Annotated in this window: 25 protein-coding genes and 1 riboswitch; of the genes, 12 read left to right on the top strand and 13 right to left on the bottom strand. The window is 60.8% G+C overall.

All coding sequences use genetic code 11. The features are described 5' to 3' along the window. Positions 1–6 precede the first annotated feature (6 nt). Positions 7–849: a taurine dioxygenase gene (gene tauD / locus ACOQOT_RS02980; protein ID WP_420560896.1), complete on the bottom strand. Its 843-nt coding sequence runs from the start codon at positions 847–849 to the stop codon at positions 7–9. A gap of 89 nt (positions 850–938) precedes the next feature. Here tauD and ACOQOT_RS02975 point away from each other — a divergent pair, with 89 nt between their 5' ends. Beyond that, positions 939–1,859 carry a LysR substrate-binding domain-containing protein gene (locus ACOQOT_RS02975; protein ID WP_420560895.1) on the top strand — a complete coding sequence of 307 codons (921 nt, stop codon included), beginning with the start codon at positions 939–941 and terminating at the stop codon, positions 1,857–1,859. Here the strand turns inward: ACOQOT_RS02975 and ACOQOT_RS02970 are convergent. Continuing rightward, positions 1,844–2,668, bottom strand: a complete 825-nt coding sequence (locus tag ACOQOT_RS02970; RefSeq protein WP_420560894.1) for an LOG family protein — start codon at positions 2,666–2,668, stop codon at positions 1,844–1,846. The two genes, ACOQOT_RS02975 and ACOQOT_RS02970, sit on opposite strands and share 16 nt — an antisense overlap. A gap of 128 nt (positions 2,669–2,796) precedes the next feature. Between ACOQOT_RS02970 and ACOQOT_RS02965 the strand changes: the two genes are divergently transcribed. The 4 genes from ACOQOT_RS02965 (at position 2,797) to ACOQOT_RS02950 (ending at position 6,641) form a co-directional block, all read left to right on the top strand. Next, positions 2,797–3,084, top strand: coding sequence for a DUF4212 domain-containing protein (locus ACOQOT_RS02965; protein WP_420560893.1), 288 nt, complete (start codon positions 2,797–2,799; stop codon positions 3,082–3,084). Next, positions 3,084–4,910 carry a sodium:solute symporter family protein gene (locus ACOQOT_RS02960; protein WP_420560892.1) on the top strand — a complete coding sequence of 609 codons (1,827 nt, stop codon included), beginning with the start codon at positions 3,084–3,086 and terminating at the stop codon, positions 4,908–4,910. The genes ACOQOT_RS02965 and ACOQOT_RS02960 overlap by 1 nt, the downstream gene beginning before the upstream one ends. 4 nt (positions 4,911–4,914) lie before the next feature. Then, positions 4,915–5,229: a hypothetical protein gene (locus ACOQOT_RS02955; protein ID WP_420560891.1), complete on the top strand. Its 315-nt coding sequence runs from the start codon at positions 4,915–4,917 to the stop codon at positions 5,227–5,229. A 236-nt stretch (positions 5,230–5,465) separates the two neighbouring features. Then, a complete protein-coding gene (locus ACOQOT_RS02950) occupies positions 5,466–6,641 on the top strand; it encodes an MFS transporter (RefSeq protein ID WP_420560890.1) in 1,176 nt (391 codons plus the stop codon). On the opposite strand, the gene ACOQOT_RS02945 is transcribed toward ACOQOT_RS02950, so the two are convergent. From ACOQOT_RS02945 to ACOQOT_RS02930, 4 genes are all read right to left on the bottom strand, one after another. Next, the gene (locus ACOQOT_RS02945; protein ID WP_420560889.1) at positions 6,638–7,978 is read right to left on the bottom strand and encodes a cation:proton antiporter; all 1,341 of its coding nucleotides are present in this window, start codon (positions 7,976–7,978) and stop codon (positions 6,638–6,640) included. The genes ACOQOT_RS02950 and ACOQOT_RS02945 overlap by 4 nt on opposite strands. Positions 7,979–8,050: 72 nt before the next feature. Next, positions 8,051–8,824 (bottom strand): ABC transporter ATP-binding protein, encoded by a 774-nt coding sequence (locus ACOQOT_RS02940; RefSeq protein ID WP_420560888.1) that lies wholly within the window; start codon positions 8,822–8,824, stop codon positions 8,051–8,053. Further along, on the bottom strand, positions 8,818–9,825 hold the full coding sequence (locus ACOQOT_RS02935) for a FecCD family ABC transporter permease (protein ID WP_420560887.1): 1,008 nt from the start codon (positions 9,823–9,825) through the stop codon (positions 8,818–8,820). The genes ACOQOT_RS02940 and ACOQOT_RS02935 overlap by 7 nt, the downstream gene beginning before the upstream one ends. Next, complete coding sequence (locus tag ACOQOT_RS02930) at positions 9,822–10,694, bottom strand: ABC transporter substrate-binding protein (RefSeq protein WP_420560886.1); 873 nt, start codon at positions 10,692–10,694, stop codon at positions 9,822–9,824. Before ACOQOT_RS02930 ends, ACOQOT_RS02935 begins: the two co-directional genes overlap by 4 nt. A 65-nt stretch (positions 10,695–10,759) precedes the next feature. Then, positions 10,760–10,941, bottom strand: a riboswitch (cobalamin riboswitch). Between the two features lie 134 nt (positions 10,942–11,075). Here ACOQOT_RS02930 and ACOQOT_RS02925 point away from each other — a divergent pair. Continuing rightward, positions 11,076–11,369 carry a dATP/dGTP pyrophosphohydrolase domain-containing protein gene (locus tag ACOQOT_RS02925; protein ID WP_420560885.1) on the top strand — a complete coding sequence of 98 codons (294 nt, stop codon included), beginning with the start codon at positions 11,076–11,078 and terminating at the stop codon, positions 11,367–11,369. Between the two features lie 100 nt (positions 11,370–11,469). Beyond that, the gene (locus tag ACOQOT_RS02920; protein ID WP_420560884.1) at positions 11,470–11,886 is read left to right on the top strand and encodes a globin family protein; all 417 of its coding nucleotides are present in this window, start codon (positions 11,470–11,472) and stop codon (positions 11,884–11,886) included. A gap of 30 nt (positions 11,887–11,916) precedes the next feature. Here the strand turns inward: ACOQOT_RS02920 and ACOQOT_RS02915 are convergent, their stop codons facing one another. After that, a complete protein-coding gene (locus ACOQOT_RS02915; RefSeq protein WP_420560883.1) occupies positions 11,917–12,876 on the bottom strand; it encodes a ribonucleotide-diphosphate reductase subunit beta in 960 nt (319 codons plus the stop codon). A 79-nt stretch (positions 12,877–12,955) separates the two neighbouring features. After that, a complete protein-coding gene (locus ACOQOT_RS02910; RefSeq protein WP_420560882.1) occupies positions 12,956–14,998 on the bottom strand; it encodes a ribonucleoside-diphosphate reductase subunit alpha in 2,043 nt (680 codons plus the stop codon). 435 nt (positions 14,999–15,433) lie between these two features. On the opposite strand from ACOQOT_RS02910, the gene pip reads away from it, so the two are divergent. The 3 genes from pip to ACOQOT_RS02895 all read left to right on the top strand — a co-directional run bounded on the left by pip (position 15,434) and on the right by ACOQOT_RS02895 (position 17,549). Further along, positions 15,434–16,387, top strand: a complete 954-nt coding sequence (gene pip / locus ACOQOT_RS02905) for a prolyl aminopeptidase (protein ID WP_420560881.1) — start codon at positions 15,434–15,436, stop codon at positions 16,385–16,387. 7 nt (positions 16,388–16,394) lie between these two features. Further along, positions 16,395–16,976, top strand: coding sequence for a histidine phosphatase family protein (locus ACOQOT_RS02900; protein ID WP_420560880.1), 582 nt, complete (start codon positions 16,395–16,397; stop codon positions 16,974–16,976). Between the two features lie 114 nt (positions 16,977–17,090). Continuing rightward, positions 17,091–17,549 carry a hypothetical protein gene (locus tag ACOQOT_RS02895; RefSeq protein WP_420560879.1) on the top strand — a complete coding sequence of 153 codons (459 nt, stop codon included), beginning with the start codon at positions 17,091–17,093 and terminating at the stop codon, positions 17,547–17,549. A gap of 51 nt (positions 17,550–17,600) precedes the next feature. Here ACOQOT_RS02895 and ACOQOT_RS02890 read toward each other — a convergent pair whose 3' ends face one another. Beyond that, complete coding sequence (locus ACOQOT_RS02890) at positions 17,601–19,133, bottom strand: choice-of-anchor I family protein (RefSeq protein ID WP_420560878.1); 1,533 nt, start codon at positions 19,131–19,133, stop codon at positions 17,601–17,603. Between the two features lie 262 nt (positions 19,134–19,395). Here ACOQOT_RS02890 and ACOQOT_RS02885 point away from each other — a divergent pair, with 262 nt between their 5' ends. Further along, positions 19,396–20,556 carry a DUF2336 domain-containing protein gene (locus ACOQOT_RS02885; RefSeq protein ID WP_420560877.1) on the top strand — a complete coding sequence of 387 codons (1,161 nt, stop codon included), beginning with the start codon at positions 19,396–19,398 and terminating at the stop codon, positions 20,554–20,556. A 3-nt stretch (positions 20,557–20,559) separates the two neighbouring features. Here ACOQOT_RS02885 and ACOQOT_RS02880 read toward each other — a convergent pair whose 3' ends face one another. Continuing rightward, complete coding sequence (locus ACOQOT_RS02880; protein WP_420560876.1) at positions 20,560–21,330, bottom strand: SDR family NAD(P)-dependent oxidoreductase; 771 nt, start codon at positions 21,328–21,330, stop codon at positions 20,560–20,562. 137 nt (positions 21,331–21,467) lie between these two features. On the opposite strand from ACOQOT_RS02880, the gene ACOQOT_RS02875 reads away from it, so the two are divergent. Next, complete coding sequence (locus tag ACOQOT_RS02875; protein WP_420560875.1) at positions 21,468–22,667, top strand: acyl-CoA dehydrogenase family protein; 1,200 nt, start codon at positions 21,468–21,470, stop codon at positions 22,665–22,667. Here the strand turns inward: ACOQOT_RS02875 and ACOQOT_RS02870 are convergent. From ACOQOT_RS02870 to ACOQOT_RS02860, 3 genes are read right to left on the bottom strand one after another with little or no spacing between them, the layout of a single operon-like run. Continuing rightward, on the bottom strand, positions 22,664–23,089 hold the full coding sequence (locus ACOQOT_RS02870) for a globin (RefSeq protein WP_420560874.1): 426 nt from the start codon (positions 23,087–23,089) through the stop codon (positions 22,664–22,666). The two genes, ACOQOT_RS02875 and ACOQOT_RS02870, sit on opposite strands and share 4 nt — an antisense overlap. Before the next feature lie 11 nt (positions 23,090–23,100). Then, on the bottom strand, positions 23,101–23,562 hold the full coding sequence (locus ACOQOT_RS02865) for a MaoC/PaaZ C-terminal domain-containing protein (RefSeq protein ID WP_420560873.1): 462 nt from the start codon (positions 23,560–23,562) through the stop codon (positions 23,101–23,103). 30 nt (positions 23,563–23,592) lie between these two features. Beyond that, entirely contained in the window at positions 23,593–24,195 is a 603-nt protein-coding gene (locus ACOQOT_RS02860; RefSeq protein ID WP_420560872.1) for a TetR/AcrR family transcriptional regulator, read from the bottom strand. Positions 24,196–24,277: the final 82 nt, after the last annotated feature.

Here is a 24,277-nt window from a genome sequence, read left to right as displayed (position 1 = left end):
TGGCTCTTAATAAGGCACATCGCCATTGATGGTGATGCGGTGCATGCGCCGGTATTGCGGGTAATAATCAGCGACCGCGTAATGCTGGGTTGCCCGGTTGTCCCAGATCGCAACCGAGCCTTTTTCCCATTTAAAGCGCACCTGAAACTCCGGCGTTTTGACCTTCTCGGCGAGGAATCTCAGGATCGCCGCGCTTTCATCGAGCGGCAGGCCTTCGATATGGGTCGTGAAAGTGGCGTTGACGAAGAGTGCCTTCTTTCCCGTTTCCGGGTGCGTGCGGATCACCGGGTGGGATTGCGGGGGATAGAGCTTCAATACCTCCATCATCTTTTCCGCATCCTGCGAGGTCTCGTAGTTACCCGAGTTCGCGAAAACCGCGATGGAGTGCACGGCGCGCAGGCCTTCCAGCATTTTCTGCATGGAGGGGGACAGCGCCTCATAAAGCGCGGTCATGCTCGCCCACATCGTATCGCCGCCGGAAGCGGGAATTTCAGCGCCGTAGAGCACCGAACCAAGCGGCGGCTTGTCGCGCCAGGTCACATCCGTGTGCCAGATATTCGTTTCCGGCGGCCGGTTCTCGTCATTCTCCAGCACGGCGATTTGCGGATGGCTTTCGATTTTCGGGAAGATCGGGTGCGGCGGCTCCAGCTCGCCGAAAATGCCGGCAAGGCGCATATGACTGTCCGGATCGAGCTCCTGGCCGCGGAAAAAGATCACCTGGTGATCGAGCAGCGCCTGCTTGATCCCGGCGACGGTGCGCTCACCCAGCGGCTTTGACAGATCCAGCCCGTGAATTTCCGCCCCGATGACGGGGTTCATGGGCACGATTTCGAATGGGGCGTTTTGCATGATGTCCTCCCGGCTCTCCAACCGGTTTCATGCTGCCTTGCCCGCTTTTATCATTCCAATTGAAGTTTTGTATAAGTATTATTGATCTCATGAATTTAAGGTCCGTCGATCTCAATCTCCTGACGATTTTCGACGCCATCATGGCCGAGCGCCATATGACGCGGGCGGCACACCGCCTCGGCATGACGCAGCCGGCCATTTCCAACGCGCTCTCCCGGCTGCGGGCACTGACGGGCGACCCGCTTTTCGTGCGCACGGCCCAAGGCATGGCGCCGACGCCGAGGGCGAAGAGCCTTGCCCCGCAGATCCATCAGGCGCTGGAGACGATCCGCATGAGCCTGGAGGAGCGTCACCGCTTCGACCCGGCGACCGCGAGCCGCACCTTCACCCTTGCCGTCGGCGATTATGTGGAAGCGATGCTGATGCCCGCCCTCGTCAAACGGCTGCGCGAGCTCGGGCCCGGCACCCATCTCGTCCTGCAGCCGCAGGCCGGCGCCACGCTCGAAAAGGAGCTGAAGGAAGGCACGGTCGATCTCGTCTGGGACAGCATGCCCATCGACCGGCCGGGCTTCGAGAGCGAAGAGATTTTTGCCGACGGAATCACCTGCGTGATGGCGGCAACGCACCCCCATGCGGAAGACGAGCTGACGCGGGAACTTTATACCGCGCTCGATCATGTGCGCCTGACACCCACGCATACTTATGTGCATATGTTCGACGAGTTTGCCCGCCGCCAGGGCATCAAACGCAATTTCGCGGTCGAAGTGCCGCGGCTCATATCCATGCTCTTCATGGTGGCGGAGACGGACCTTATCGCCACGGTGCCCGCGCGTGCCGCCGAGCGCTTTGCGCCGCTGCTCGATCTTGTTTTAAAGCCGGTGCCAATGGACCTGCCGCAATCTTATTTCTACCAAAGCTGGCACAGCTCGCAGGATGCAGATCCCGGTCATCTTTGGCTGCGTGCCGCGCTGAAGGAAATCAGCAGGGCTGCCCTTCACGCTTCGCCGTAGAAGGTACGGATCTGCAACCAGGCCTCTTCCGCGCTTTCCACATAGGAAACGAGATTTCGCTCAGCCTCGGTGATCATGCCTTCCTCGACCATGACATCGAAATTGAGCACCCGGTCCCAATAATCCCGGCCGAACAGGATGACCGGCATATGCGGCATCTTCTGCGTCTGGATCAATGTGAGCGCATCGAAAAGCTCGTCCAGTGTACCGAAGCCGCCCGGGAAGATAACCAGCGCTTTTGCCCGCATCAGAAAATGCATCTTGCGCAGCGCGAAATAATGAAAGCGGAAAGAAAGGTCCGGCGGCACGTAAGGATTGGGCACCTGCTCGCGCGGCAGCACGATATTGAAGCCGATGGAATCGGCATCCGCCTCATGCGCGCCCCTGTTCGCCGCCTCCATTATGCCGGGCCCGCCACCCGTTGCCATCACATAGTCGCTGATCGCCCCTTCCTGGGAAGCTTCGGACACCATATGCGCAAAGCGCCGTGCTTCTTCATAATAACGGCTATTGGCAGCCCGGCGCCTGGCGCGGGCCGCTTCCGCTTCATCGCCGCGTTCCTCGCATTCGCGGCAATGGGCCTCGGCGTCCTCGGGCGCAGGAACGCGCGCGGAGCCGAAGACCACGATGGTCGAGCGGATGCCGTGTTCTTCCAACAGAAGCTCCGGCTTCAGCAGCTCAAGCTGCAGGCGCACGGGGCGCAGTTCCTCGCGCATCATGAAATCGGGATCGAGAAATCCGAGCCGGTAGGCCGCCGAGCGGGTTTGCGGCGTGTCGGGCGGCGGTCCGGGGATATCTTCGCGGCTCACGGCAATACCTCTTTCTTCACAGGTCGCATCAGGGACAGAATCATCCTCGCAGATTTCCTCTCTTTGCCCCAATGATGCTAGACTCGCAGGAATTGGAGGCCGGAGGAAGCCTCAAAGGGAGGGGACATATGAATGCGGGGGACAAGGCAGCTGGAGATAAGGCTGCCCAGCACAATGCCGATTACTGGCCGCGCACACGCCGGCTCATGCTCATCACCATCGCCATTTGGGCCGTGCTCGGCTTCGGCATCCATTTCTTCGTCACAGCGTTCAACGACATCGTCATTCTGGGCTTCCCGCTCGGTTTTTATCTTGCCGCCCAAGGCGCGCTGATCGGCTTCGTTATTCTGATCTTCTGGTTCTCGCGCAAGCAGGAAGAACTCGACAGCCGCTACGGCATGGCGGAGGACGAATAATGGCCGAGCAAGACACTTCCCGCGATTTCACCAGCAATATCGGCCGCATCTATCTCGTCTATACGGGCGGGTTCGCCGCTTTCGTGCTGTTTCTGGCCGCGCTCGAGCAGTTCGGCGTATCAAACCAGGTGATCGGCTATCTCTTCGTCTTCTTCACCCTCGCCATCTATGCCGGTATCGGCATTCTCTCGCGCACCATGCAGGTGGGCGAATATTATGTGGCCGGACGGCGCGTGCCCGCCGTCTATAACGGCATGGCCACGGCCTCGGACTGGATGAGCGGGGCTTCTTTCGTCGGCATGGCGGGCACACTTTATGTGCTGGGCTATGACGGGCTTGCCTTCGTCATCGGCTGGACGGGGGGCTATGTGCTCGTCGCCGTGCTCGTTGCCCCTTACCTGCGCAAATTCGGCGCCTACACGATCCCCGATTTTCTGGGTGCGCGGTACGGCGGGCATATGGCGCGCACCATCGGCATTCTCATTCTTTTCTGCTGCTCTTTTACTTATGTGACCGCACAGATCTATGCGACGGGCATCATCGCCTCGCGCTTTTTGGGCATGAGTTTCGAGCTTGCGGTCTTTGTCGGCCTGCTCGGCATTCTCGTCTGCTCCATGCTGGGGGGCATGCGGGCCGTGACCTGGACGCAGGTCGCGCAATATATCGTGCTCATCGTTGCCTATCTCGTACCCGTCATTTTGCTCGCGCAAATGACGACGGGCGTGCCGGTGCCGCAGGTCATGTATGGGGAAATTCTCCAGGAGATTACGGCGCTCGAAACCAGCCTTGTCGAAAAAGGTCTTGCGAAAGCCTCCGAGATCACCCCGCATCTTCAGCCTTATTCCAGCTATGACACGCTGAATTTCTTCGCGCTGGTGCTCTGCCTGATGGTGGGCACCGCCTCGCTGCCGCATATTCTGATGCGCTATTTCACGACGCCCAGCGTCAAGGATGCGCGCCGCTCGGTCGGCTGGAGCTTGCTTTTCATCTTCTTTCTTTATTTCACGGCGCCCGCCTATGCCGCCTTTGCGAAGCTCGAGATTTATCAGAACGTCATCGGCGCGCCGCTCGAAGAACTGCCAGGCTGGATTTACACCTATGGCCAGATCGGGCTTGTTAAAATCTGCGGCATCGAGGCAACGACGCTGGAAGCGGTACGCGCCGCCTGCCTTGCCAAGGGCGATACGACAGGCATTCTTTCCTTCTCGGATTTTTCCATAAACCGGGACGTGATCGTCATTGCAACGCCGGAGATTGCGGGCCTGCCTTACGTGGTGGCCGGGCTTGTCGCAGCGGGCGGGCTTGCCGCCGCACTTTCCACAGCGGACGGGCTGCTGCTCGCCATCGCCAATGCGCTCAGTCATGACATTTATTACCGCATGGTGGACCCGAAAGCCTCCACGAAGCGAAGGCTCATCATTGCCCGTGTCATGCTGGTGGGCGTCGCCGGTCTTGCGGCCTGGGTTGCTTCCACAAAACCTTCCGACATTTTGTCCATGGTGGCCTGGGCCTTCTCGCTCGCTGCAGCCGGTTTCTTTCCTGCCCTTGTGCTCGGCATCTGGTGGAAACGCGCCTCGGCGGCGGGCGCCATTGCGGGCATGGTGAGCGGTTTCGGCCTCACGCTCTTTTATCTCATCGCCACGCAATATGGCGGCATGACGCCGTGGTTTGGCATCCAGAACATCTCGGCGGGTATTTTCGGCATGCCGCTCGGCTTTGCCGTAACCTGGGCGGTCAGCCTGATGACCGCACCGCCTTCGCCCAAAACCGAAGCGATGATCGAGGCGATCCGCGTGCCCAAAGGCGGCACCTATATGGATAAGTAATCCCATGTTCGGCGGCTATGCAGCTTATCATCTGGGCAATTATGCCCTTGCCGTCCTCATGTATATGATGCTGGCACGGCTGCTCCTTTCCTTCTTCTTTGCCGAGGAAAGCCGGCAAGTGATCTGGGTTGCCACGCGCCAGCTCACCCAGCCTTTCATCGCAGCGGTGCGCGTCATCACGCCGGGCTTCGTCATCCCCAAAGCCTTGCCGTTCATTGCCATTTTCTGGCTGGCGCTGGCACGGCTTCTTTTCTGGATATTGATGGCGGATGCCGGTCTTGCGCCGAGCCTCTCCGGTGTTGCGCCTGCGCCTGGTTGACATCGCCCCGCCTGCGGTCAACTATCCGAACAAGGAGAAAAGATGCTTCACGCAGTCACCATGATGATTGCTCTTATGTCGAGCTGCACCTTCTGCCCATCGGTGCCGGTTATGCGCGTGCGCGCGCCGTCCCCCTGACGCAAAGCCTCTCCTCGTTTTCCGTTCGTTTCGAGAGCCCGGCTTTGCCGGGCTTTTTTGTGTCTTGCGCTCTTTTCCTTCCGCTCAGAGAAAATCTCATGTCCTCACGCAGCGCCATTATCCTCGTTCTCGTTGCCGCCAACATGCTGGGCCTTGCAGCGACCGATCTTTATCTGCCTTCCCTGCCCCATCTGCCGGGCTTGCTCGGCACGACCGTGGAAGGGGCGCAGCTGACGCTCGTCTTCTTTTCCGCGGGCTTTGCCGTCTCACAGATTTTCATCGGCGCGATGGGCGATCTTTATAACCGCCGCTGGATTCTCCTGGGCTCGCTTGCCGTTTTCGTCCCCGCTTCCGCGTTTTGCGCCATGGCCGGAGACATTGCCGCGCTCAATGCCGCGCGCTTTCTGCAAGGGCTCAGTGCCAGTGCGAGCGCAGCGCTCACCGCGCCGATGATCCGGCAATATTTCGAAGAGCACCGCGCCGTCCATGCCATGTCCGTGATCGGCGGCATCGATGCGGTCATCCCCGCCTTCGCGCCCATCCTTGGCGGCTGGGTTTTCACGCAATTCGGCTGGGAGATGAATTTCTGGATCGTTGCTTTTGCCGGCGGTCTGGTGCTCGTTGCCGGGTTGAAAGCGCTGCCCGACGATACGCCCGAAAGTCACGAAACCTCTTTATGGAGCGTGATGCGCGGCTACGGCTTTCTTTTCCGCCACCGCATCTTCCTTGCCTATTCCATCAGCCACGGGCTGGTGCTGGGCGGGCTTTTGGCCGTGGTTTTTTCCGCACCGCAGCTCCTCAGCGCGCATATGGGCGGCGGCACGGCGGAGTTCGTCTATTGTCAGATGATCTGGGTCGGGCTTTTTCTCGCCGCCGCGCAAGGTACCGGATACTTGAGCGCGCGGATGGGCGCGGACCGGCTGATCCTGCTCGGCAGCGGCTTTCAGGCCGCCGGCGCGTTGACGGCGCTCGGCTATGCTTTCCTTGCAAGCCAACCGCACTGGCTTGGCTTTGCGCTGTCCTGCGCGCCTTACATGATGGGGATGGGTCTGCGCGGAGGAGCCTGCTTTGCTCAAGCGCTTGCCGCGGTGCCGGCCCATGGGGCGCGGGCATCCTCGCTCATTCTCTTTTTCTCGATGGGGTTCATCGCGCTCGGCACCGGCCTTGCCGCGCCCTTTCTCGAAGGAGGTATCGGGGTTGCGGGCGCGGCGCTCGGCGCGGGTGTTCTCCTCAGCCTAGCAGCGCTCTTACCGCTGCGGGCGCGGGCGGCTTAAGGGTCTTTGCGGTCCTCGCCAGCCTCACGGGGCGCTTCGGGCTCCGACCCCTCCTCTACCTCCTGCTCGCTGCGGCGCAGGCGGCGGTTCACCTGATCGGCGCCCGCTCTCAAACGCGCATAGGTGCCGGGATAAAGACTTTCGAGCGTGGCCGCAAACCCTTCGAATTGCTGCTGCCCCAGATCATGGAAACGGCGCACTGTTGTCAGCCAGATCGGGCTGAGGATCAGCGAAAGCGCGATAACGGACAGAGCAAGCTGATAACTGCCAAGATCGATGGCGCCCGCGCTGAGCCCCGCCGCGGCGAGCACGAAGGAGAACTCCCCGATCTGCGCCATGACGACGCCCGCCACGAAAGCCTGCCGCCAGGGCTCGCCCAGCAGATAAAGGAAGGCGACATTCGCCGCCGTCTTGAAGGTCAGGATGAAAAGCACCAGCACGAGAATAATGCCGAGATTGTCCATGAAGAAGGACAGATCGATCAGGAGCCCGATGGAAAGGAAGAAGATCATCAGGAGGATCGCCTGGATCGGATGCGTGTAGTGAATGGCCTCGGAGCGGTCGGCGGAGGCGCCCATGATGAGCCCGGCAAGGAACGCGCCGTAGGAAGCGGAGAGACCGAGCAGGGCCGCGCCGCTTGCAAAGACGAAACAGAAAGCGATGGCGGCAAGCGGGGCGACATCGGCATGTTTTTGCAAATAAGCGCTCCAGGGAAAGGAAATCCTTTCCCGGCGCGAGAGGAGCACGGCGATGCCTGCCATGATGGCGATGCCCGCCACGATTTTTAGAATGATCGCCCAGGCCGGTGCGCCTTCCGCCGCCCCGCCCATGGACTGAATGACGAGCAGCATCGGAATGATGAGAAGGTCCTGCGCGATCAGCACGCCGATCGTCGTGCGCCCCACATGGGTGCGCAATTCGCCCGTCGCCTCCAGAATTTTAATACCGACGGCGGTACTGGAAAGCGACAGCACGAAGCCGATGAGCACGATACGGCTCGTGTCCCAGTCGAGCAGCGCGCCGATCCCGTAGGCCAGCAACATGGCGGCAGACGATTGCAGCACCGCGCAGGTAAGCGCGACTTTATAGATTTGCTTGAAGGTCTTGAGGCTGAGCTCCATGCCGATCGTAAAGAGGAGCAGCAGCACACCCATTTCGGCAAAAAGATGAATACCTTCCGAATTGCCGATCATGCCGAAGCCGGACGGCCCGAGCACCACGCCCGCTAGAATGTAGCCGACAATGGCCGGCTGGCGCAGGCGCATCATGGCAAAGCCGCAAGCAAGCGCGATCAGCGTCAAAAAGGTGATGGAGTTGAGATCGATGCCATGTTCCATGGCGCGCAGTCTAGCGGCGGCGCGCGGCGGTTTCCAGCGCGGGCATGAGGCCGGGAGAGGAAAGTTGCGTTTCTAAAGCCGGGCCCAGGGCAGCACCACCGCCCCGCGCTCGCCTTCCTGACGGCGCGCGCTGATGCGGTAAATCTTTTCAAGGTTGGCATCGGAAAGCACCTCGCCCGGCGGGCCGAAGGCAGCAAGATGGCCTTCATGCAAAAGCGCCAACCGGTCGCAAAAGCGCGAGGCGAGCGAGAGGTCATGCAGCACGGCGATGACGGAGCGGCCTTCATCGGCAAAACTGCGCAGCACTTCCATTATCTGCAATTGATGATAAGGATCGAGCGAGGCCGTGGGCTCATCCACCAGCAGCACCGGCGCTTCGACCGCAAGCGCACGGGCCAGCATAACGCGGGCGCGCTCCCCGCCCGACAGCCGCGTGACGGGCCGGTCCTTGAAGGCCATGACATCGGCGCGCTGCATGGCGCGGCGTATCGCAGCTTCATCTTCCGCGCCCGGGCGCATGAAGGGCCCGAGATGGGGCAGACGGCCGAGCGCCACAAGCCGCTCTGCCAGGATCGGCCAGCGGCTTTCCGCCCCTTGGGCAAGATAGGAAAGCAGGCGCGCGCGCTCCTGCCGGGCAAGGGTTTCGACCGGCTTATCCTCGATGAAGATATCCCCTTCATGGGGAATGAGCCCGGCGACGGCGCGTACCAGCGTCGTCTTGCCCGCCCCGTTCGGCCCGATGAGGCCCAGCACTTCACCCTTTTTAAGCTCGAGCGACACACCGCGCAGGACCCGGCGCTCATTGAGAGCGGCTTTCAGATTGTCGGTGCGCAGCGCCCTTACCATGCCGCCTCCCGCCGTGCTTTCAGCACCAGATAGAGAAAGAACGGCGCACCCAGAAGCGCGGTGATGACGCCGAGCTTCAGCTCAAGCCCCGTCGGCGGCAGACGCACGACAATATCGGCGGCAAGGGTGAGCGCGGCGCCGGCAAGCGCGCTCGGCAGCAGGAGCCTTGCGGGACTGTGGCCGACAAGCGGACGCACGAGATGCGGCACGACAAGGCCGATAAAACCGACAACGCCCGTCACCGCCACGGCAGCACCGACGGCAAGGGCCGTGCCCAGAATGACCCGCGCCTTCACCGAAGCCGGATTGAAGCCGAGGCTCGTTGCCGTGTCTTCTCCCAGCGCATAGGCATCGAGCGCACGGGCGGTGCTTGCGATGATAAGCGCGCCGAGGCCCATGAAAGGAGCGGCGAAGAGCACATGTTCCATGGAGCGGTCGGCAAGCGAGCCCAGCATCCAGAAGACGATTTCAAGCGCGGCATAGGGGCTCGGCGCAAGGGACAGGGCAAGCGAGGTCAAAGCGCCGGCAAAAGCGGAAATGGCAACACCTGCCAGAATGAGGGTTGTCAGGCTGGGGTTGCGCCCGGCCAGCGCATAAAGAATGCCGAGTGCCAGGGCCGCCCCTGCAATGCCGCCAAGCGGCAGGCCGAGCATTCCCCCGCCAAGCGAGAAATAAAAAACACTGACCGCGCCGAGCGCCGCCCCGCTCGAGGCGCCGATGAGCCCCGGTTCCGCCAGCGGGTTTTGCAAGAGCCCCTGCAAGGCCGCACCGCAAAGCCCGAGGCTTGCCCCGATAAAGAGCCCGAGCAGCGCGCGCGGCAGGCGGATGTCATAAAGAATGACGGCGAAGGTTTCCGGATCGAGCGCATAAGCCTCGCGAAAGGCGTCGGTCAGAAACGCCCCGCCGCGGCCCATGGCGATGGAAGCGGCAAAAGCGGCGGCGACAAGCAGCGCCAAAGCGAGATTGAGCTTGAGGCCGGCGCGGGTCCCGGAACGGTTCATTGCCGCGCCTCCCTCTCAAGCGGCGCACGCGGCAGCGCGGCAAGCCGCTCTACGACACCTGCAATAAAAGGCGTGCCGCAGCTCCACATATCGGAGGGGATGGCGATGCGCGCACCTTCATGCGTCTTGTCGAAATGGCGCATGGCCGCATGATCGAGCAGCGCGCGGACAAGCGAGCGCTGCTGCAAGGCATCGGCGGAAACGATGATGTAATCGGGATCGGCGAGCAGCACCTCTTCGAGCGGCATATAGGCGCCGAGATCGTCCTTGGCACCGGAAAGATTGGCGAGCCCCACATGCTCCAGCAATTCTTTCGTCAGCCCGCCATCGCCCGCTGCAAAGCCGCGCGGGCGGTAAACGATGACACGGGCGCGCGGCGTGCTTTCTCTCCAATGCGTCCCGGCCAGCACCGCATCGAAACGGCGGACCGCCTCTTCGCCCTCGTCGACACGCCCGAGGGCCTTTGCGATGCGGCGCAGATTGGCGCGGATATCGGCGAAGGACTGCGGGTCGCTTACTTTGACCGTCTCAATGCCTAGCTTGTCGAAAAGGCCGAGCTTCAAGGGCGAGGTAAATTCATGGGCAAGCACCAAATCGGGGTGCATGGCGATCAGCTCTTCCACCTCCCCCGCATTGGCATGGAGGGTCTTTGCTTTATCGGCGACCGGCGAAAGCGAGGGATCTTGCGCGAGAAAAGAAACCGAGCGCACCGTGCCGGGCGCTGCCAGCATCAGCAGATAAATGTCGGAACAAAGATTGAGCGAGACGATCTTCTGCGGCGCGGGCGGCTGCCCTGCCCGCGCTCCAAGCGAAGCAAAGACAAGGAGCAATGCTGCCGCTATCAATCCTGACGTGAAAATCCGTGCCATATCCGCCTCGACGATGAAACCGGCGTCGCCGCAGCGGAACCCCGCATCCCCAAGCTCACCCGGCCCGGAGCGGACGACATGACGGCAGGTTTCCTGGCTTACGGGTCCGCGCCCTTGCGCCTGCCTTCCCGGCCTTTGGCCAGTGGCAATGCGGCGCGGGCTCGCCGTTCACAGTTGCGGGGACAGCTCCGGCATTCCCGGATTCCCTTTTACCCCCTCGCGGGGCACCGTCGCGGCGCAGTCTAGTGCGCGTACCGGCAAGATGCAAAAGAAGCCTGATGCCTCAAATTTGACGGGAGGAAGGCTTCCGCCGGGCCCAAGGCAAAGCTAGGCTGCCACGGCGCCAATGAAGGCCGGACGATAAGAGCGGGCATCTGAGCAATGGAAACACAGGCCACGATCGCAGCCTGGGCGGAGGAAACATTCGGACCTGTGGCAGAGCCAGCCCGCCTTGCCGAGCGGGCCATGCTGGAAATGGAGGAGCTGCGCGAGGCATTAAGCTGCGGCAGCAAAGAAGACGCGGCGCATGAAATGGCCGACATCCTCATCCTGCTTTACCGGGCGGCGGAAGAAACCGGCATCGATCTCCATCAGGCCGTGAACGAGAAAATGACGATCAACCGGGCGCGCAATTGGCGCGCGGCAGGAGACGGAACGGGCAGCCATATCGCCTAACGCTCACAGGCGATCACGCCGCCTCACGGAGCCTTTAATTGCCAATATCCCTTCTCCGAGTAGGCTTTTCGCGATTACCACGAAAGCCCGGGAGAGCTTCATGACGCCGCAAGAACGCACCCTCGTTCAAGAGTCCTTTGCCGCCGTGCGGCCGATTTCCGATCAAGCGGCCGCCATGTTTTACGACCGGCTCTTCACCATCGCACCGGAGGTTAAACCGCTCTTCAAAGGGGATATAAGCGAGCAGGGCAAGAAGCTGATGCAGATGCTCGCCGTCGCCGTGAACGGGTTGAACAATCTCGAGGCGATCCTGCCGGCCGTTCAGGAGCTCGGGCGCAAACATGTGGATTACGGCGTCACCGCCGCCCACTACCAGCCGGTCGGCGAAGCGCTGCTCTGGACGCTGGAACAGGGACTCGGCGATGCCTTCACCGCGGAAACGAAAGCGGCCTGGGAGAAAACCTACACCCTTCTCGCCGGCGCCATGATCGAGGCGGCGGAAGGCGCGAAGGCGTAAGGCCGCCGCGCCCCCGCTTTCTTCAGCCAATCAATCGAACGCTTCGTCCCAGGTGCCTTTGGTGGAGGCTTTGGAATATTCCGTTGCGCGGTTTTCGAAGAAGTTCGTGTGCTCGATGCCGTTCAGCATTTCATCCATCCAGGGCAGCGGGTTTTTTTCCACCCGGTAGATGGGCAGAAGCCCGAGCTGGGAAAGGCGCGTATTGGCGATCCAGCGGATATAGGATTTCACCTGCTCGGCCGAGAGCCCTTCCACATCGCCCGCCTCGAAAGCAAGATCGATAAAGGCGTCTTCATGGTGGATGATCGTTTCGCAGGATTTGTAAATCTCGCGCTGCAGATCTTCCGTCCAGATTTCCGGCTTTTCATCGATGAAGGTGCGGAAAAGCTTGATGACGGAATTGGTGTGCAGCGTTTCATCACGCGCCGACCATGTCACGATCTGGCCCATCCCCTTCATCTTGTTGAAGCGGGGGAAGTTCATCAAGATCGCGAAAGACGCGAAAAGCTGCACGCCCTCGGTAAAGGCGCCGAAAACGGCGAGCGTCTTGGCGATATCCTCATCCGTGCTCACGCCCCATTCCTGCATATAGTCGTATTTGTCCTTCATCTGCTTGTATTTCAGGAAGGCTTCATACTCGACTTCCGGCATGCCGATCGTGTCGAGCAAATGGGAATAGGCGGAAATATGCACCGTCTCGATATTGGAGAAGGCGGCGAGCATCATCTGCACTTCGGTCGGTTTGAAGACCTGCGAATAATGCTTCATGTAGCAATTGTTCACTTCCACATCCGCCTGCACGAAGAAGCGGAAAATCTGCGTGAGCAGATTGCGCTCGGCATCGGTCAGCGATTTCGCCCAGTCCTTCACATCGTCGGCCAGCGGCACCTCTTCCGGCAGCCAGTGAATGCGCTGCTGCGTCAGCCAGGCATCATAGGCCCAAGGATAACGGAAGGGTTTGTAGGTGGCGCGTTCTTCAAGAAGAGACATGGGATCGCTCCGGTTTAGGCTTCAGCACCAGATAAAGGGACTTGTGGCCCGGGTTTGACGCCGGGCCACAAAACGCAACTTACTGACAGGACAGGCACTCGTCGTAATCCTGCTCAGCCGGATTGATGACTTGCGGTTTCGCGGGCGCGGCATTGCCGGCGCCGTTCATCGCAAGGCGCGATTCCACAGCCACTTCCTCCAGTGTCTTGAGCGGCACTTCGGCGGCCTTGGAGGGCGGCGCCATCAGCTCGGCCACCGCGCCGCCGCCTTGCGCTTTTTCGGCGCGCTGAATGGAGAGCGAGCGGCAGTAGTAAAGCGACTTCACGCCTTTCTTCCAGGCCCGGTGGTGCAGCTGGTGCAGATCGCGCTTATGCACATCGGCGGGCAGGAAGATGTTGACCGACTGGGCCTGATCGATCATGGCCGCGCGGTCGGCGGCATGGTCGATCACCCAGCGCTGGTCGAGTTCGAAGGCGGTCTTGAAGACGTCTTTTTCCTCGTCGGAGAGGAAATCGAGATGCTGAACCGAGCCGCCATTCACCACGATGGACGACCAGGTCTCGTCATCGTCGCGGCCTTTTTCTTCCAGCAGCTTTTTCAGATGCCGGTTCTTCACGTTGAAGGAACCGGAGAGCGTCTTATGCGTATAAGAGTTGGCCGCAATGGGCTCGATACCCGCGCTGGTGCCGCCGCAAATGATCGAGATCGAGGCGGTGGGCGCCACAGCCGTCTTATTGGAGAACCGCTCCATCAGCCCGTAATCGGCCGCATCGAGGCAGGGTCCGCGCTCTTCGGCAAGCTTGCGGGAAGCGGCATTCACGCCTTCCTGGATCTGCGTGAAGATGCGCGTGTTCCAGACCTTCGCCATCACGCCCTCGAAGGGAATCATGTTGGCCTGCAGGAAGGAGTGGAAACCCATCACGCCGAGCCCGACGGACCGCTCGCGCATGGCCGAGTAAACGGCATTCGCCATTTCCGGCGGCGCGCGGTCGATAAAGTCCTGAATGACATTATCGAGGAAGCGCATCACATCTTCGATGAAGGTGGGATGGTCCTGCCAATCGAAATATTTTTCCATATTGAGCGAGGAGAGGCAGCAAACGGCGGTGCGCTGGTTGCCCAGATGATCCTCGCCCGTGGGCAGGGTGATTTCGGCGCACAGGTTCGAGGTCTTCACCTCAAGGCCGGCCAGCTTATGATGCTCGGGACGGGCATTGTTCACCGTGTCCTTGAAGATCATGTAAGGCTCGCCCGTCTCGATGCGCGAGGTGAGCATGCGGATCCAGAGCGAGCGGGCCGAAACGGTTTTCTGCACGCTCTTGTCTTTCGGCGACAGAAGCGCCCATTCCGCATCTTCTTCCACTGCGCGCATGAAGGCGTCGGAAATCAGCACGCCGTGGTGCAGATTGAGCGCCTTGCGGTTGGGGTCGCCCCCGGTCGGACGGCGCAGCTCGATGAATTCTTCGATCTCGGGGTGATCGACCGGCAGATAGCAGGCCGCCGAGCCGCGGCGCAGCGAGCCCTGGCTGATCGCCAGCGTCAGCGAATCCATCACACGAATGAAAGGAATGATACCGGAGGTCTTGCCGTTGCCGCCCACCTTCTCGCCGATCGAGCGCAGGTTGCCCCAGTAAGAGCCGATGCCGCCGCCTTTCGCTGCGAGCCACACATTCTCGTTCCAAAGGCCGACAATGCCTTCCAGCGTGTCGGTCGCCTCGTTCAGGAAGCAGGAAATGGGCAGGCCGCGCTTCGTGCCGCCATTCGAAAGCACCGGCGTTGCCGGCATGAACCAAAGCTTGGAGATATAATCGTAAAGGCGCTGAGCATGCGCATCATCGTCCGAATAGCAGGACGCGACGCGCGCAAAAAGGTCCTGAAAGCTTTCGCCCGGCATCAGATAGCGGTCGCGCAGCGTCGCTTTGCCGAACTCGGTCAAAAGCGCATCGCGCGAGCGGTCCAGCTTGACCGAGCGCCCTGCTGCCACCTGCACACGCTGGTCGGCATGAGCAAAAGGAATCTCAGGCTCATCGCTCACCGGCTCGCCCTGCATCTGGCGTTGGCCCCGCGCCGGTGCGTGGTTTCCCGAGATAATGCCCGAAACCATGGCCTCAACGTCACTCATATCTACCGCTTTCGACGAATCATTGAACATTTTGGATCCCTCTACCCCGCTTCCGCCGCCGCTCGAAACGGACAAAAGTCCCTCGTTGGGTCCCCGTGCGGTTGTGACCCGTCCCCCGGCCACGCAAATGGCCAGTCTTTCTCAATTTTTGGAAGCGCCGCCTTCCCCCAAGTGTCCCCAGCGGCGCAGCGCGTCTAGATATAGTATCTGCCGTTAATGCCGCGTCAACCTATTGCGATCTAGAGGGTGATTTTTTTTGGTTAACAAGCTCTTAACGCAAGGTGAAGCTCTCATGAAAAATGCTTTGGGTCCAGCCGCTTAAAGCGAATTTTGTTTGTTTCGCACCGCATGTCTTTCGTGTCATCAAGGACACATTCAAGACGCTGATGCTTAAGCGTAAGACTCACCTGCCGATTTTCCTGAAACGAGGCTGCCATGACCGACCGGCGCACGCTCTACCCCGAGATCGAGCCCTATTCTTCCGGCTTTCTGAACGTATCGGACCTGCACACGATCTATTACGAGGAATGCGGCAACCCGAAGGGCAAGCCCGTGCTCATCGTCCATGGCGGGCCGGGCGGGGGCTGCAATCCCACCATGCGCCGCACTCACGACCCGGAGGCCTACCGCATCATCCTGGTTGATCAGCGCGGCTGCGGGCGCTCCACGCCCCATGCCGAGCTTGAGGGCAACACGACCTGGGACCTGGTGGCCGATTTCGAAAAGCTGCGCGAGAAGCTGGGCATCGAGCGCTGGCAGCTTTGCGGCGGCTCCTGGGGCTCGACGCTTTCGCTCGCCTATGCCGAAACGCACCCGGAGCGCGTGACCGAGATCATCCTGCGCGGCATCTTCATGCTGCGCCGCTGGGAGCTCGAATGGTTCTACCAGCAAGGCACCGACGCGCTCTTCCCCGATGCCTGGGAGGCCTATCTCGCCCCGATCCCGGCAGCGGAGCGCGGCGACCTGATGGCCGCCTATTACAAGCGCCTGACGGGCAACAACGAGGCGGAGAAACTCGCTTGCGCCAGGGCCTGGAGCACCTGGGAGGGCACGACCCTCTCTCTTCTGCCCGATGCCGAGCGTCAGGCCCGTTTCGGCGACGATCATTTCGCCATCGCCTTTGCCCGGATTGAGTGCCACTACTTCATGAACAAGGGCTTCTTCGAGCGCGACGACCAACTGCTTGCCAATGCCGGCCGCCTGAAAGGCATTCCCGGCATCATGGTGCATGGGCGCTATGATGTCGTCACACCGCTCAAAAATGCCTGGGACTTGAAAAAAGCCTGGCCGGAAGCCGAGTTGGAAATCATCGCGGATGCCGGCCACACGGCGACCGAGCCCGGTATCGTCGATGCGCTGGTGCGGGCGAGCGACAAGTTCCGGCCTTGAGTTTCCCATGACCTCCGTCTTTCCTCACACGCTCTATATCGTGCGGCACGGCCAGACCGACTGGAACGCCGAGCGGCGCTTTCAGGGCCAGCGCGATACGCCGCTCAACGATCTGGGACGGCGCCAAGCGCGGCGGAACGGTGAGGCACGCGCGGATCTTTCCACCGTTCGCTTCATCGCAAGTCCCCTTGCCCGGGCGCGGGAGACGATGGAAATCCTGCGCGGCGCGCTCGGCCTTAACCCGGAGGCCTATGAGATCGACCCACTTTTGATGGAGCTTTCCTATGGCAGCTGGGAGGGCATGACGCTGCATGACATCTCTACCAACCACAAACCGGAGTGGGATGCGCGCGAGGCCGACAAATGGCACACGGCCCCACCGGAAGGCGAATCCTACGCGCAAGGGGAAGCGCGCGCCCGGCAGTTTCTCAGCACGCTGCAAGGCGGCGCGCTGATCGTTGCCCATGGCGGCATGCAGCGCGCCTTCCGCGCCGTGCTCGAAGACCTGCCGCGGGCAGAGGCGTCCGTGCTCGATATTCCCCAGGACCGGATTTACCGCTGGGATGGCACGGGCGCGGGCTGGCTATAAGCCACAGCAAACTAAGACAGTTCAATCCAGCACAATCCATCCGTATGCGTCCTTTTCATTGACTCGCCCGCCCCAAAAGAGAAACATGGGTTTCATTTTTGGGGACGCGTGAAGATGTGGGAACCGCTGGAATTTTTCGGCCGCAACAAATGTACTATCTGGAAAGCCATCGTGGCCGTCGGATTGAGCGCGCTGCTGGTCGGCATTTTCGCGGCAGGCGGCGGCGCATTGTTGCCCGGCCTTTTTGCCAAATTTGCAGGCGCGGCCAAAGCGACCGCTCTCATGATCTTCCTGGCCCGCATCGTCATGATTGCGGTCGGCACCGGCATCGCCATGAGCCGCCTCGGCGACTGGATCATCTGCGAACTTTTCGGGGTGAAAGACTGCTGCCAGAAAGGCTCCGTACCCTTCTGGCGCCTTTTCGGCGAAATATACGAGGCGCTTCCCGAAGACAGTTATATTTCACCGGAAGACTGCGCAAGGCTGCGCGCTGAAATCGACCGGGCCGATATAGAAGAAACGCGCAAGGCCGCCCTGCGCCGCTTCGTGGCGCAATATTGCGAAGACGAATGAAAACGGCGCCTCAAGGGCGCCGTTTCACATCTGCTCTCAAGCGAGCGCTGTTTACTTCACCACCACTTCATAGATCGAGGTGCTGCCCGAAACTTCGTTGCCCACCGCAAGAAGCGGCTTGCCGTTCGGGGAAATATCCGCACCGATAAAGGCAAGGCCTTCGGGGCCGAGATCGCCGGCTGTGCCTGCTTTCGGATCGCCCGCAAAGTCGCGGTTGTTGACGTAACCGGCAAAGCGGGCCGCGGCGGGCTCCGTCACATCATAGACCATGATGCCGCCCACCCGCTCAAGGCCGATAAAGGCATAGGTCTTGCCGCCAATCGTACCGACCGTCACGCCTTCCGGCTCCGGGCCCTTGTCGTCCGAGCGATCGTCACCGCTGCCATTCTCATCATTCGTCGCATTGAAATTCACACCGAGACGGTCGGCGGTGATCTTTTCGAAATCAGAGCGGCTGTCGAACACCTGATTGCCCGCCTCGTCCCAGATGGAAAAGGAGCGCGACCCGAACGCCATGAGTTTTTCGATCTTCCCATCACCATCCACGTCGGAGGAAAGCGGCGAGATTTTAAGCCGGCCGAGATTGGTCTTGGCCTGCAGCTCGTCCGCATTCGGGAAAGCGGCGGGGTCGAGCGTCACGTCCTTGATACGCGCTTCATCTTCAAAGCCCTCATACTCACGGGCATCGCCTTCATTGGCGGTCACGAGATAGGTTTTGCCGCCTGCCTCATAAGCGGCGATGGCATCGGGCATATACATGCCCCAGACCGGCCAGGTGCCGAGCCGCGCTCCGCCATCCTTATTGGAAGGATCGAAGGCGATTTTCGAATGATCCTGATAGCCGAGGCCGAAGACCTTTGTCACTTTCGCCGAGGCGATATCGATAACGGCAATGGCATTGTTTTCCTGCAAGGTGACATAGGCGGTGCGGCTGTCGGGCGAGACGGCGATATATTCCGGCTCCATATCTTCGGCAAAGCTTGCCGAAGGATGGCCCATGCGCATCCCTTCCGGCAGCTTATCGCGTGAGAAAGCGCCGAAGCCTGCCGTGCGCACGCTCTTATCCGCGACCTTGATAATGGAGACCGAGCCTTCCGGGTCTGTCTTGTAATCATCGCTCGGCTCGCCTTCATTGGCGGTGAGCACATAAGCGCCGTCCGGCGTGAAGGTCACCATGTCCGGGCCCGCGCCCACTTCCACGGCGCCAACTTCTTCGCCCGCGGACGTGAAGAACACCACCTTGCCCGGTTTCTGGTCCGGGTCGGCGGCAACGGCGACGGCGATCAGCCCGCCATGGACGGCAACGGAATTGGCCTTCTTGCCATGGGCTTTGGCATCGAGCGTGCCCGCTTTGACCGGACCTGCCGGATCGGCGAGATCCAGAATGTCCACCAGTTTGGCATCGGCATTAACCACGTAGAGCCGTTTTCCCTCCGGCTCATAGGCGACGATTTCCGCCGCGCTCTCATCGAAAATGCCGGTTTTGTAGGTGCCGAGCAGCTCGAGTTCGACGGCATCGGCTGCAAAAGCCGGCACCGGAAGGCAAAGAGCCGCCGTAATAGCAAGCGCGCGCGCAGTGCTCATGTCGCAACTTCCCTGAAAATGCCCGGAAACGAAGGCCCCCATGACCCTGTTCCATGGCGTCTGATGAAAGCTGGAATGCCACGCCCGCGCGACGGTTTTGTGACGGATTTCGGAGCCGGAACGGGGCCCCGGCGCGCCGCGGCCGCCTGTTGCATTAACAGCCACTTAACCCGGTCATGCGATATTGAATATCCCGGGAAACCATGCCGGGACGAGGATGAGTATGGCGGCCAGGCCGCTTTGTCAGGGATATAGCGCGCTTATGGCCCCTATGCCTTCACCAGCCAAACATGCCGTGCCGCGGCCGAGCCTTGCCGAGTTGCGGGCCGAAGCAGCTGAGATGATCATGCTGCTGATGGGCGCGGATGAAGTCGCCCCCAAAGACCGGCAGACGGCGCATGATCTGCTCGATCAGCTTTCCCGCGACAAGGAAGCGCAAGTGCGCGCCGCCCTTGCCCATGCCATTTCGTCTTACTCGCTGCTGCCCCGCCCGACCGCCCAGCGCCTTGCCGAGGATATCAGCGAGGTTGCCATTCCGGTCATTACCGATTCGCCGGTTCTGCATGACGAATTTCTGGAAGCCATGGTGCGCCAGATGCAGGGGGACGATCCGCGCCAGCACGCCATTGCCTCGCGCCCGTCCGTTTCCAGCCGCGTGTCCCATGCGCTGGTCGAAAAAGAAGATGCGGAACTTGCCGCCACGCTTCTGAAAAACGAAGGTGCGGAAATTTCCGAGCACACGATGGAAGCCGTGATCACCTATCACGAGCGCCACGGCGATGTGCTCAAACTCGTCGCCCACCGCAAGGACCTGACACCGAAGACGGTCAAGCGCTGCCACCTGATCATTCTCGACAATCTCGTGGAAGCGGAAGTTTCGCAGGAAATGCAGCGCGTGCTCATGGAAACCTATGAGCTGCCCGCCGACCTTGCCGAGGACATCGTCTTGAATGCGCGCGAGCAGATGATCGCCAACCGCCTGCCCGCCGATGAGGACAACGCCCATGAGGCCGAGCTTCTGGCGCTGGCCGAGCTTCTGCACAATCAGGGCGAACTGACACCGACGCTGCTTTTCCGCTGCGCCTGCACCGGTGATCTCGATTTCCTCTCCGCCGCTTTTCAGGTGATGTGCGAGGAAGAAGCCGAAGCCGTGGTCTTTGCATTTTATGCGCAGGGCGAGGAGAGTTTCCGCACGCTCTATCAGAAGGCGGGCCTTTCGCCCTATTTCCGCTACGCGATTACGGCGGCGGTCAAGGTTGTGACGACCCGCAAGAAAAAGGGCCTGCCGATGCATCCCGAGGCCTTCGTGCCGGAGATCATCGAGAAGATCATCCGCTTTTACCGCAATATCGGCCCCGGCACGGTGGAAAACGTGATCGGCCAGCTGAAGCGCGAAGCCCAGCGGGCCGATCAGCGCGGCTAAGTCTTAGAAATTCACCCGCGACGTATAAGCCCCATCCACGACCATGTTGATGCCGCTGGTAAAGCTCGAGGCCGGGCTTGCCAGAAAGACCGCGGCATTGGCGATGTCCTGCGGGCTCGCCATCCGGCCCATCGGGTTTTTCTCTAGCGCCGCGTTGAACCGATCCGGCGCATGTTTCTTAGCCATGTCCCAGACCCCGCCTTCGAAGTAAACGGTGCCGGGGGAGACGACATTCGTGCGCACATGTTTTTCGGCCCCCGCTTTCGCAAAGCCCTTGGCCATGTGAATAAGCGCGGCTTTCATGGCGCCATATGCATTGGGCGAAGAGGTTTCCGCTGCCGAGACGGAAGAGATGATGACGAAAGCGGCATCGCCGTTCGCGGCTGCGGATTTTTCCAAGTGAGATCTAGCTGCTTCCATGGAACGCTGCGCGCCCATGACATCGACATTGAAACCGGCCTGCCAGTTTTCCTCGCTATTACCGGCGCTCAGCGCGCTTGCATTGGAAACCAGAATATCGATACCGCCCAACTCTCCGGCGGCTTTCTCGATAAAGGCTTTGAGCGCCGCGCCATCGGCAATATCGACGCTTGCCCCGCTTGCCTTCACGCCCCTGGCGCCAAGCTCGCTTACCGCCGCATCGATCTGATCCTGATTGCGCGCGCAGATCGCAACATTGCAGCCTTCATCCGCCAGCGTGTCTGCGATCGCCCGGCCAATGCCGCGCGTGCCGCCCAGAACCACCGCCCGCTTGCCTTTAAGTCCCAAATCCATGCCGTCCTCCCTTTTTTCAGTAATGGTTGAGCCTGAGCCTATAGAAAGGACGCAGCGTCTGAAAGGCTTCGCGCAGGGCCAATTGACGGGCATTTTTTCGGCGCTAGGTTGGAGGGCAAAGAGCGAGGAGTTTTTCCATGGAACTGGCAATGGCGGCGGAAGATGCCGCATTCCGCGACGAGGTTCGCGCGTTTCTCGACACCCATCTGACCGACGAGCTGCGCGAGGCCGGCCGGCTGACGACCAGCGTCTTCACGGACCGCGACTACAACCTCAAATGGCACAAGATCCTTTATGAAAAGGGATGGGTCGCGCCCAACTGGCCGGAGGAATATGGCGGCACGGGCTGGAGCGAGATGCAGAAATATATCTGGTCCTCCGAATGCGCCCGCGCCCAGACGCCGAACCTCTCGCCCATGGGCCTTCGCATGTGCGGCCCAGTGATCATGAAATACGGCACGCAGGAACAGAAGGACTTCTACCTGCCGCGCATCCTGGCGGGTGAGGATTATTGGTGCCAAGGCTATTCCGAGCCGGGCTCGGGCTCCGATCTTGCCTCGCTGCAATGCAAGGCGGTGCGCGAGGGCGACGAGTATGTCATTAACGGCACGAAAATCTGGACCACCCACGCCCATTTCGCCAACCGCATGTTCTGCCTCGTGCGTACGGATGCGAGCGGCAAGCCGCAGCAGGGCATTACCTTCCTCCTGATCGACATGGACACACCCGGCCTCAAGGTCGAGCCGATCCTCACCATGGCGGGCGATCATGAAGTCAATCAGGTCTTCTTCGACGATGTGCGCGTGCCGGTGAAAAACCGTGTGGGCGAAGAAAACGACGGCTGGACGGTTGCCAAATATCTGCTCGAATTCGAGCGGGGCGGCGCTTATGCGGCGGGCCTTGAAGTCAATATCCAGCAGGTCGAACACATCGCCAATCAGGAAGCGGCCGATGGCGGCAAGCTGATCGACGATCCGGCTTTCAAAGCCAAGCTCGACGACGCCGCGATCCGCGTCAAGGCGCTGGAAATGACCGAGCACCGCATCATGTCCGCCATGTCGGCGGGGCAGAATCCGGGACCGGCTTCCTCCATGCTCAAGACGGGCGGCACGGAGCTGAAACAGCTTATCGATACGCTGGCGGTCGAGGCGGTGGGCTATTACATGGCGCCTTTCGAACGCGAAGCGCGCGAGCCCGGCTCCAACATCGCCCTGGTGGGACCCGATTATGCGCTCACCCCCATGGCGACCTATCTCAACAACCGTGCCTCTTCGATCTATGGCGGCTCGAACGAGGTTCAGCGCAACATCATGGCAAAACTGGTGCTCGGGCTTTAAGCCCGGGCGCTCTGCGCCCGCTCGCCCGTTTCCTCTCGGATCATCTCATCGATCTCTGCGATAAGACCGTTCCAGTCTTTCTCCATCGCCTCCGTCCAGTCCGCGCCCAATATGTCCTTAAACGTGTCGCGCAGGATGGGAAAGAAGGTGCGGAAGACATCCGGCGCAATGCCGAGATTGTCGTGATTGATGAGTTCGGAGCGGATGAAATGCGGGGCGATATGGCGCTCGCCCGTGAAGTCGATCAGGTTCTCCAGCACTTCATGCAGCATATGGCCTTTGGCGGCATCGTCCTTGTCGAGGACGAAGAGCGGCTTCATCTCCGGATGCTGCTCAAAGAGTTTGGCATAAACGGCTTCCGTCGGATCAGCGCAGCGCTCGCTCACCTGCTCCAGGCTTTCCATCACAGCTTCGCCCGCCATCGCTTTCTCCCTTAAACCTTGCGCTTGATCAGCAGCGTCGTTGTCTGCGTGAAGACGGTTTCGCCGTCCTGATTGGCCAGTATATGCCGGTTCTTCACGATGCCCCTGTCCGGTTTCGAGCCGGAGGGACGTTTTTCTATACATTCGATGGTCAGCGTCAGCGTATCGCCGAGCTTTGCGGCTTTGTGAAAACGCACCTCGTCATAGCCGAGCGCACCGATCACTGCTGTTTCATGAGGAAGACGGCTGGCAAGCCACAGCACCACCGCCTGAATATGCGTGCCGCAAGCGGTCAGCGTGCCGTAGACGGATTGCCCAGCGGCTTCCTTGTTGATGTGAAAAGGCTGCGGATCCCATTTGGCGGCGAAGGCGACGATCTCTTCTTCCGTCATTTCATAGGCCGCATCGATGGGCCATTCCTCGCCCACCTCAAAATCATCGAAATAGCGCATCACTTCCCTGCCTTTCCGCACTCTTTTTCGTGGCGCTTTTCAGGAGACCGGCTAGTGCTGCCGGCGCAATTCTTCCAAAAGCGCGCCCAGTGTCTTTTTCGCTTCTTTTTCACCGAGGCCGAGATCGGCAAACTCGCCTTCCGCCACCCCGTCGCAGAGCCGTTCAATTTGAAGCAGCAAAACGGCAAGCTCCGCAAGGCGGCTTTTGGACGCGCCGGGCCCGGCTACCCTCGAAAGCTGGCGCCGCCGGCTTTCGGCCCGCGCAGCGCGTACGGCCTCGTCTTCCACGGCAAGCTGCCTCAGCGAGCGGCGGAATAAAAGATAGTTCCGGTGATGGGAAATCACCGCTTCAGCCAGCTTTAAAGGCGGCGCTTTTTGCGCGGCAAGGCCGGCGAACATCTCCCGCTCCGCTTCTTCCCAGTCCCGGTAAACGGCAAGAAAGATGTCGGTCTTGTCCTTGAACCAGCGATAGAAGGTTTGCGGGGCAAACCCGGCGCGCCGGGCAATCTTGTTCGTGTCCGTGCCCGCAAAGCCATGGGCGTTGAACTCCTCGGCCGCCGCGCGCGTCAGGCGGCGGCGTGTCTCGCCCTTGCTTCGCGCGCGCTTTGCGCCTTGTGCCGCCTGTGCGTCTCGTGCCGATTCTGCGTCTGCCATGGTTCCCGTGATACCCGCCTTTGCCCGCCACGCCAATTGCCGCTCTTGAAATAGCCTCAAAGTGATATATTTATCACCTAGC

The organism is Tepidicaulis sp., from assembly GCF_965222285.1.
Taxonomy (GTDB): Bacteria; Pseudomonadota; Alphaproteobacteria; order Parvibaculales; family Parvibaculaceae; genus Tepidicaulis.
The sequence above is the reverse complement of the archived record's forward strand: the minus strand, read 5'-3'. Positions and strand labels throughout refer to the sequence as shown.

Excerpts from the sequence above, each read along its gene's own strand:
- tauD (WP_420560896.1), bottom strand. The coding sequence starts at position 849 with ATGCAAAACGCCCCATTCGAAATCGTGCCCATGAACCCCGTCATCGGG.
- ACOQOT_RS02975 (WP_420560895.1), top strand. The coding sequence starts at position 939 with ATGAATTTAAGGTCCGTCGATCTCAATCTCCTGACGATTTTCGACGCC.
- ACOQOT_RS02965 (WP_420560893.1), top strand. The coding sequence starts at position 2,797 with ATGAATGCGGGGGACAAGGCAGCTGGAGATAAGGCTGCCCAGCACAAT.
- ACOQOT_RS02960 (WP_420560892.1), top strand. The coding sequence starts at position 3,084 with ATGGCCGAGCAAGACACTTCCCGCGATTTCACCAGCAATATCGGCCGC.
- ACOQOT_RS02955 (WP_420560891.1), top strand. The coding sequence starts at position 4,915 with ATGTTCGGCGGCTATGCAGCTTATCATCTGGGCAATTATGCCCTTGCC.
- ACOQOT_RS02950 (WP_420560890.1), top strand. The coding sequence starts at position 5,466 with ATGTCCTCACGCAGCGCCATTATCCTCGTTCTCGTTGCCGCCAACATG.
- ACOQOT_RS02945 (WP_420560889.1), bottom strand. The coding sequence starts at position 7,978 with ATGGAACATGGCATCGATCTCAACTCCATCACCTTTTTGACGCTGATC.
- ACOQOT_RS02940 (WP_420560888.1), bottom strand. The coding sequence starts at position 8,824 with ATGGTAAGGGCGCTGCGCACCGACAATCTGAAAGCCGCTCTCAATGAG.
- ACOQOT_RS02935 (WP_420560887.1), bottom strand. The coding sequence starts at position 9,825 with ATGAACCGTTCCGGGACCCGCGCCGGCCTCAAGCTCAATCTCGCTTTG.
- ACOQOT_RS02930 (WP_420560886.1), bottom strand. The coding sequence starts at position 10,694 with ATGGCACGGATTTTCACGTCAGGATTGATAGCGGCAGCATTGCTCCTT.
- ACOQOT_RS02925 (WP_420560885.1), top strand. The coding sequence starts at position 11,076 with ATGGAAACACAGGCCACGATCGCAGCCTGGGCGGAGGAAACATTCGGA.
- ACOQOT_RS02920 (WP_420560884.1), top strand. The coding sequence starts at position 11,470 with ATGACGCCGCAAGAACGCACCCTCGTTCAAGAGTCCTTTGCCGCCGTG.
- ACOQOT_RS02915 (WP_420560883.1), bottom strand. The coding sequence starts at position 12,876 with ATGTCTCTTCTTGAAGAACGCGCCACCTACAAACCCTTCCGTTATCCT.
- ACOQOT_RS02910 (WP_420560882.1), bottom strand. The coding sequence starts at position 14,998 with ATGAGTGACGTTGAGGCCATGGTTTCGGGCATTATCTCGGGAAACCAC.
- pip (WP_420560881.1), top strand. The coding sequence starts at position 15,434 with ATGACCGACCGGCGCACGCTCTACCCCGAGATCGAGCCCTATTCTTCC.
- ACOQOT_RS02900 (WP_420560880.1), top strand. The coding sequence starts at position 16,395 with ATGACCTCCGTCTTTCCTCACACGCTCTATATCGTGCGGCACGGCCAG.
- ACOQOT_RS02895 (WP_420560879.1), top strand. The coding sequence starts at position 17,091 with ATGTGGGAACCGCTGGAATTTTTCGGCCGCAACAAATGTACTATCTGG.
- ACOQOT_RS02890 (WP_420560878.1), bottom strand. The coding sequence starts at position 19,133 with ATGAGCACTGCGCGCGCGCTTGCTATTACGGCGGCTCTTTGCCTTCCG.
- ACOQOT_RS02885 (WP_420560877.1), top strand. The coding sequence starts at position 19,396 with ATGGCCCCTATGCCTTCACCAGCCAAACATGCCGTGCCGCGGCCGAGC.
- ACOQOT_RS02880 (WP_420560876.1), bottom strand. The coding sequence starts at position 21,330 with ATGGATTTGGGACTTAAAGGCAAGCGGGCGGTGGTTCTGGGCGGCACG.
- ACOQOT_RS02875 (WP_420560875.1), top strand. The coding sequence starts at position 21,468 with ATGGAACTGGCAATGGCGGCGGAAGATGCCGCATTCCGCGACGAGGTT.
- ACOQOT_RS02870 (WP_420560874.1), bottom strand. The coding sequence starts at position 23,089 with ATGGCGGGCGAAGCTGTGATGGAAAGCCTGGAGCAGGTGAGCGAGCGC.
- ACOQOT_RS02860 (WP_420560872.1), bottom strand. The coding sequence starts at position 24,195 with ATGGCAGACGCAGAATCGGCACGAGACGCACAGGCGGCACAAGGCGCA.